This is a genomic window from Pseudomonas sp. FSL W5-0299, from assembly GCF_005930655.1.
GTDB lineage: Bacteria > Pseudomonadota > Gammaproteobacteria > Pseudomonadales > Pseudomonadaceae > Aquipseudomonas > Aquipseudomonas mandelii.
On record NZ_RXHX01000020.1, the window covers coordinates 101953 to 109002 of the forward strand.

The 7050-nt window shown below is 53.6% G+C and carries 9 protein-coding genes and 4 tRNA genes; all 13 read right to left on the reverse strand.

The annotated features are described in order from the left end of the window. Positions 1-2 precede the first annotated feature (2 nt). Positions 3-503: a 50S ribosomal protein L10 gene (gene rplJ, locus FHL16_RS21875; RefSeq protein ID WP_010467255.1), complete on the reverse strand. Its 501-nt coding sequence runs from the start codon at positions 501-503 to the stop codon at positions 3-5. A 198-nt stretch (positions 504-701) separates the two neighbouring features. Then, positions 702-1397, reverse strand: coding sequence for a 50S ribosomal protein L1 (gene rplA / locus FHL16_RS21880; protein ID WP_007896626.1), 696 nt, complete (start codon positions 1395-1397; stop codon positions 702-704). Next, positions 1397-1828: a 50S ribosomal protein L11 gene (gene rplK / locus FHL16_RS21885; protein ID WP_003210097.1), complete on the reverse strand. Its 432-nt coding sequence runs from the start codon at positions 1826-1828 to the stop codon at positions 1397-1399. The genes rplA and rplK overlap by 1 nt, the downstream gene beginning before the upstream one ends. Before the next feature lie 117 nt (positions 1829-1945). Next, positions 1946-2479, reverse strand: a complete 534-nt coding sequence (nusG, locus tag FHL16_RS21890) for a transcription termination/antitermination protein NusG (protein ID WP_007896622.1) — start codon at positions 2477-2479, stop codon at positions 1946-1948. Between the two features lie 9 nt (positions 2480-2488). After that, on the reverse strand, positions 2489-2857 hold the full coding sequence (gene secE, locus FHL16_RS21895; RefSeq protein WP_008145488.1) for a preprotein translocase subunit SecE: 369 nt from the start codon (positions 2855-2857) through the stop codon (positions 2489-2491). Between the two features lie 45 nt (positions 2858-2902). Beyond that, positions 2903-2978: transfer RNA gene (locus FHL16_RS21900), tRNA-Trp, on the reverse strand. A gap of 53 nt (positions 2979-3031) precedes the next feature. Beyond that, positions 3032-4225: an elongation factor Tu gene (tuf, locus tag FHL16_RS21905; RefSeq protein WP_010467251.1), complete on the reverse strand. Its 1194-nt coding sequence runs from the start codon at positions 4223-4225 to the stop codon at positions 3032-3034. A gap of 83 nt (positions 4226-4308) precedes the next feature. After that, positions 4309-4384, reverse strand: a tRNA-Thr gene (locus tag FHL16_RS21910). Positions 4385-4411: 27 nt separating this feature from the next. Beyond that, positions 4412-4485 (reverse strand) — tRNA-Gly (locus FHL16_RS21915). A gap of 24 nt (positions 4486-4509) precedes the next feature. Then, positions 4510-4594, reverse strand: a tRNA-Tyr gene (locus FHL16_RS21920). Between the two features lie 142 nt (positions 4595-4736). Next, positions 4737-5177 carry a hypothetical protein gene (locus tag FHL16_RS21925; RefSeq protein WP_077749257.1) on the reverse strand — a complete coding sequence of 147 codons (441 nt, stop codon included), beginning with the start codon at positions 5175-5177 and terminating at the stop codon, positions 4737-4739. A gap of 7 nt (positions 5178-5184) precedes the next feature. After that, positions 5185-5934, reverse strand: a complete 750-nt coding sequence (locus FHL16_RS21930) for a pantothenate kinase (RefSeq protein WP_010467247.1) — start codon at positions 5932-5934, stop codon at positions 5185-5187. Continuing rightward, positions 5924-6883, reverse strand: a complete 960-nt coding sequence (gene birA / locus FHL16_RS21935; protein WP_077749258.1) for a bifunctional biotin--[acetyl-CoA-carboxylase] ligase/biotin operon repressor BirA — start codon at positions 6881-6883, stop codon at positions 5924-5926. Before birA ends, FHL16_RS21930 begins: the two co-directional genes overlap by 11 nt. Positions 6884-7050 lie beyond the last annotated feature (167 nt).

Consider the following 7050-nt stretch of genomic DNA (forward strand, 5'->3'; position numbering starts at 1 on the left):
CCTTAGGCTGCAGCGGCTTCTTTCTGGTCGCGAAGAGCCGCCAGAGTACGAGCCAATTTGCTGGTTGCGCCTTGAATCACGCTCATCAGCTGAGAAATTGCTTCGTCACGGGTCGGCAGGCTTGCCAGTACGTCGATCTGATTAGCCGCGAGGAACTTGCCCTCAAACGCAGCTGCCTTGATCTCGAACTTATCCTGACCTTTTGCGAACTCTTTGAAGATACGAGCAGCAGCGCCCGGATGTTCTTTGGAGAATGCAATCAAGGTCGGGCCAGTGAACACGTCGTTGAGCACGTCATATTGAGTGCCAGCAACGGCGCGCTTGAGCAGGGTGTTACGTACAACACGTACGTAAACGCCAGCTTCACGAGCCTCTTTACGGAGTCCGGTCATAGCGCCTACTGTTACGCCACGGGCATCAGCCACGACAGCGGACAGAGCAACTTGGGCAGCCTTGTTGACTTCAGCGACGATGGCCTTCTTGTCTTCAAGTTTAATTGCCACGGGAAAAACTCCTGCTTGTTACCGTTTCATCCAACCGAGGCCAGATGTCGTTTTGGTGTCTGATTCGGTAAGGAACCGGGAGCACCATCTGCGTAGGCTTGAGGTTTAAGACTTGCGTCGCCTACGGTCTTGGATAGCCCCCGCCAGGCAGGGACCCCAATCTTTCAATTGGCGCAATTGCTTGCGCCAATCTGTGTCTTACGCGTCGAGCGAGCCTTGGTCGATGACCAGACCTGGACCCATGGTGGTGCTCAGGGTAACGCGCTTGACGTAAATACCTTTCGAGGAAGCTGGCTTGATACGCTTCAGATCAGCGATCAGGGCTTCAACGTTTTCCTTCAGCTTGACGGCATCAAAGCCGACTTTGCCAACGGAGGTGTGAATGATGCCGTTTTTGTCGGTGCGATAACGAACCTGACCAGCCTTGGCGTTTTTAACCGCGGTAGCTACGTCTGGCGTTACGGTGCCGACTTTAGGGTTAGGCATCAGGCCGCGCGGGCCCAGGATCTGACCCAACTGACCAACAACGCGCATGGCATCCGGGGATGCGATAACTACGTCATAGTTCAGGTCGCCGCCTTTCATTTCGGCAGCCAGGTCGTCCATACCTACACGGTCAGCGCCGGCAGCCAGAGCGGCCTCAGCAGCTGGACCCTGGGTGAACACAGCTACGCGAACGGTCTTGCCAGTGCCGTGTGGCAGCACAGTAGCGCTACGAACAACCTGGTCAGATTTACGCGGGTCAACACCCAGGTTTACAGCAACGTCGAACGACTCGCTGAACTTGACAGTCGACAGCTCAGCCAGCAGGGCGGCAGCATCTACAAAGTTGTAGGACTTGCCCGCTTCGATTTTGCCGGCGATAGCCTTTTGACGCTTGGTCAACTTAGCCATTACACACCCTCCACGTTAAGGCCCATGCTACGAGCAGAACCGGCGATAGTACGCACGGCTGCGTCCATATCAGCTGCAGTCAGATCCGCGTTTTTGGTTTTCGCGATTTCTTCCAGCTGAGCACGGGTCACGGTGCCAACCTTAACGGTGTTCGGACGAGCGGAACCGCTAGTCAGACCAGCAGCCTTCTTCAGCAGAACCGAAGCAGGGGTGGACTTGGTTTCGAAAGTGAAGCTACGGTCGCTGTAGACAGTGATGATCACTGGAGTCGGCAGACCTGGTTCAATACCCTGAGTACGGGCGTTGAAAGCCTTGCAGAATTCCATGATGTTCACGCCGTGCTGACCCAAAGCAGGACCAACAGGTGGGCTTGGGTTAGCCTGAGCGGCCTTCACTTGCAGCTTGATGTAAGCGGTAATCTTCTTGGCCATGAGGCACTCCAATTACGGGTTCGAACGCCTCGAAAGGCTCCCCGGTTACTTGCGCGTTTATCCCAGTGACGACAAAACCCCACAGCCTAGGGCTGCGGGGTTGGGATGCTTGCTCAGCTAGACCTTTTCGACCTGACTGAACTCTAACTCTACCGGAGTAGAGCGACCGAAAATGAGCACTGCCACTTGGATCCGGCTCTTTTCGTAGTTAACTTCTTCGACCGTTCCAGTGAAATCAGCAAACGGCCCGTCATTGACACGTACCGACTCGCCCGGCTCGAACAACGTCTTCGGCTTCGGCTTGTCGCTACCATCAGCAACACGACGCAGAATCGCTTCTGCCTCTTTATCAGTGATCGGCGCAGGTTTATCAGCTGTACCACCGATGAAACCCATCACCCGAGGAGTATCCTTGACCAAGTGCCAAGTACCCTCATTCATGTCCATCTGAACCAGCACATAACCTGGGAAGAATTTGCGCTCGCTTTTGCGTTTCTGGCCATTACGCATTTCAACCACTTCTTCAGTGGGAACCAGAATCTCGCCAAAGCCATCTTCCATGCCAGCCAGCTTTACGCGCTCTACCAACGAGCGCATGACATGCTTCTCGTAACCGGAGTAAGCATGCACAACGTACCAACGCTTAGCCACGGGACACCCTTAGCCGACAATCAAGGAAACAAGCCAGCCGAGCAGGGAATCAAGCCCCCACAACAGCAACGCCATAACCAGAACAACAGCCACAACAATCAGCGTGGTCTGCGTGGTTTCTTGGCGAGTTGGCCACACGACTTTACGAATTTCGGTGCGAGCTTCCTTAACCAGTACAAAGAAAGACTTGCCCTTGACTGTCTGCAGGCCTACAAAGGCAGCTACGGCAGCAATGGCGAGCAATGCAAGTACGCGGTACAGGATCGGCGAAGCAGAGTAATACTGATTGCCAACAACGCCAACAACCACCAAGGCGACTACTACAAGCCACTTGAGCAGATCGAAGCGAGAGCCTTGAGCTTCAGCTTTAGGAGTCATCTATGAAGATCCTGTGAAAAGAAAGCCAGACACACCAAGTGAATCTGGCAGGTCAGGAGGGAATCGAACCCCCAACCTACGGTTTTGGAGACCGTCGCTCTGCCAATTGAGCTACTGACCTAAAACAAAATCAGGCCGACCATTATGCCGGCCCGAAAAAGACATTACAACAATTTACTCGATAACTTTGGCTACGACACCAGCGCCGACGGTACGACCGCCTTCACGGATAGCGAAACGCAAGCCATCTTCCATCGCGATGGTTTTGATCAGAGTGACAGTCATTTGAATGTTGTCACCTGGCATCACCATTTCAACGCCTTCTGGCAATTCGCAGTTACCAGTCACATCAGTTGTACGGAAGTAGAACTGCGGACGATAACCCTTGAAGAACGGAGTATGACGCCCTCCTTCTTCCTTGCTCAGAACGTAAACCTCAGCAGTGAACTTGGTATGCGGCTTGACTGTGCCCGGCTTGACCAGTACCTGGCCACGCTCGACATCATCACGCTTGGTACCGCGCAGCAGAACGCCGCAGTTCTCGCCAGCACGACCTTCGTCGAGCAGCTTGCGGAACATCTCAACACCAGTACAAGTAGTTTTGACAGTGTCACGAAGACCAACAATCTCAACTTCTTCCTGAATGCGGACAATGCCACGCTCAACACGACCAGTCACAACAGTGCCGCGACCGGAGATCGAGAACACATCCTCGATCGGCATCAAGAACGGCTTATCAATAGCACGCTCAGGCTGCGGAATATATGTATCCAGCGTCTCGACCAACTTCTTGACGGCAGTGGTACCCATCTCGTTGTCGTCTTGACCGTTCAACGCCATCAGCGCCGAACCAATGATGATAGGAGTGTCGTCGCCTGGGAAATCGTAAGTGCTCAACAGATCGCGCACTTCCATCTCAACCAGCTCCAACAGCTCAGCATCGTCAACCATGTCAGCCTTGTTCAGGAAGACAACGATGTACGGAACGCCAACCTGACGGGACAACAGGATGTGCTCACGGGTTTGCGGCATCGGACCATCAGCGGCCGAGCAAACCAGAATAGCGCCATCCATCTGAGCAGCACCGGTAATCATGTTCTTTACGTAGTCGGCATGACCTGGACAGTCAACGTGTGCGTAGTGACGCACAGCCGAATCGTACTCAACGTGAGCTGTGTTAATGGTGATACCACGCGCTTTTTCTTCTGGGGCGCTATCGATCTTGTCGAAGTCAACCTTTGCCGAACCGAAAACCTCGGAGCAGACACGGGTCAGCGCAGCGGTCAGGGTAGTTTTGCCGTGGTCTACGTGACCAATGGTGCCTACGTTGACGTGCGGCTTATTACGTTCGAACTTTTCCTTAGCCATCGAAGCAACCCCCAGCAGAAGATTTAAACAGTAATACCAGCCATTAAAACAAAGGCAGATATTTTCATATCTGCCTTGTTATATGGAGCTCTTGAGCGGATTTGAACCGCTGACCTCACCCTTACCAAGGGTGTGCTCTACCAACTGAGCTACAAGAGCGTAACACCTTTGCAGGACCTGCAAACTTGGAGCGGGTAGCGGGAATCGAACCCGCATCATCAGCTTGGAAGGCTGAGGTTCTACCACTAAACTATACCCGCGGAGCTTGCAGCTCTCGCTAAAAATGGTGGAGGGGGAAGGATTCGAACCTTCGAAGTCGTAGACGTCAGATTTACAGTCTGATCCCTTTGGCCGCTCGGGAACCCCTCCTAAGCGAGCCGGCATTCTATATCATGCCGACCTTCTGTCAAGCATTTTCTCATTAAAAACCTGAGGTTAGCTGCGTTGACACCGCTTCGTACCGCTGACCGTTAAAGGTCTTCACTGCGAAGCGGGCGCCATTCTATGCAAACTATTCCGAAGGCGCAACCCCCTCGCACGGCATTATTTTATGTTTTAACTCATTGAATTCTTTGGAAAGGTTTAGCATCTGAAGATCATCCACTAAACGCCGGCTTTCAGGTGCTACACGGAGCCAGTAGCCAGACGGATCAGAGGAGTCTTTTGGCAAGGCTTGAACTTTGATATCCATCCTACCCAGTCGGCGCTCAGCTGCCAGGGCGACCTCCTGACGGGTGAAACCACCCAAATAAAGGCAGCCACTATCGGTCGACGCCAACTTTACCTTCTCACGCCCCGCATCAGCTGCCTCGCTTAGCAAACGGATATCCTGGTGCGATCCTCGATACAAACTCAAAGGCGTTACATCTTTCGCACGCAGCGGGGCCTCTTGTTGATGCCAGATGTAATAGAAGACATTAAGAACCAGCAACAGCAGGAACAACCAACGCATAAGAACCTCAAGACAAAGGGCATGCCATCGCCAGACCTACAAACACCAGGTCTGGAACCAGCCTGGCATCCGGTACGATTTCAGAGACGAGCGTCGCATCGCCTCCCGTGAGGAATACCGCAAAATCCTCCCCCCAATAACTACGCGCCATTTCCAGCTGAGTCAGGACAAACCCCCTCAACATCAGCGAACATCCACGCTCAACCGCCTCAACAGTTGTGCGACCAGGCACGAGGCTTTCCAGCGCACGCTCGGCTGCGATATCGCCATAGCGAATCTTACGGGTATGAGTTCGCAACTGGTTGCGCATCAGAGGCATTCCAGGGCAAATAAACCCGCCAAGATGCTCTCCGTCCCCCGCAATAAAATCTGCAGTCACTGCCGTACCGAAATCGAGCACCAGACAGGCTCCTGGGGAAAGATGAAATCCACCAAGCATCGCAAGCCATCGATCAAGTCCCAACCGCTCGAACTCTTCGTATCCATTTCGAACGCCAGCCATCTCGCGCGCCGGCGCGGCACATATCGCGGACACTGAGAACGTTTGTGCCAGTAGAGAAGTCAATGCAGCAGTCTCTTCGGTCGTTCTCACGCTGACCAACCGACAATGTTTGAGGGACAGCCCCTCAAGTCGATTCAGGCTTTCCAGCAACGCGAGATCCGAATCCACCACCCCCTCTCCAAACACCTGCTTGGCATCCGCATAGAGAACGCGCCACTTTATAAAACTGTTTCCGCAGTCGAGCTCAAGAATCATCACGCAACCTCAGGCTGAGCTCACCACCACTAAAGACTTTTTCCACACCATTTACCTTCAAGCGTAAGGCACCCTGGCTGTCGATACCCAACACCTCACCATCAATCTGGTTGACACCAGCAATCAACGAGACTGCCCGCCCTTGCCAAAGATGGTTCTGCTCCCATTCCCGCTGAATGGCGGAAAACCCATCAATCTGATGACGGGTCAGATATTTCTGAAGCATCAACCCTAATTGCGCGACAAGGTGATTGCGATCAAGCACCCCGCCCGACTCCAGCCGCACGGATGTCCATTGCTGATCAATCTCATCGGTTGCCTGCATGTTCACATTAATTCCAACACCCAGCACCACGTGACACACATCAGCAGGATCACCCACCAACTCGAGCAATATCCCGGCGATCTTTTTCTGACCAACCAGAACATCGTTGGGCCACTTCAAGCCCGCGCCCGGGATACCGAGATCTCTCAACGTTTGCATGACAGCAAGCCCGACCACAAGACTCAACCCTTCGAGCTGACGCATTCCACCTTCGATGCGCAATACGAGGCTGTAATAGATGTTTTCTGCGAAAGGACTGGCCCAATTTCGCCCACGTCGGCCGCGACCCGCAGTCTGCCGTTCGGAGAGCACCAAAAATGGTGCAGCCTGGCCTCGGTGTATTGCGCGCAACGCTTCAGCATTAGTGGAGTCAATTGAGTCGAAGAGCAGAATAGGCCAGTCGCACGAGGGCGCCTGTTCTTTTATGCGGGCAGGATCAAGCAGCGTCAGTGGCGTAGCCAATTGATAGCCACGTCCGCGCACCTTGTGGATAGACAAGCCAAGCTCAGCTTCTAAATGCTGTAGCTGCTTCCATACCGCACTACGACTGATGCCCAAGGCGACGCCCAGGGCCTGACCCGAATGGAACTTGCCATCCTTAAGAAGCTTTAACAACGTCAGCATGCAAGTCTCGCCTCACAATGAGGCCCGCATGATAGCCATGCCCCGGGCCGTTGCATAGAAACCCGGAGAGCCAGATTTTCCTGCGGACAAAACAAAACCCCTACCTGCATACGCAGATAGGGGTTTCGGAATTTAATCTTGACGATGACCTACTCTCACATGGGGAA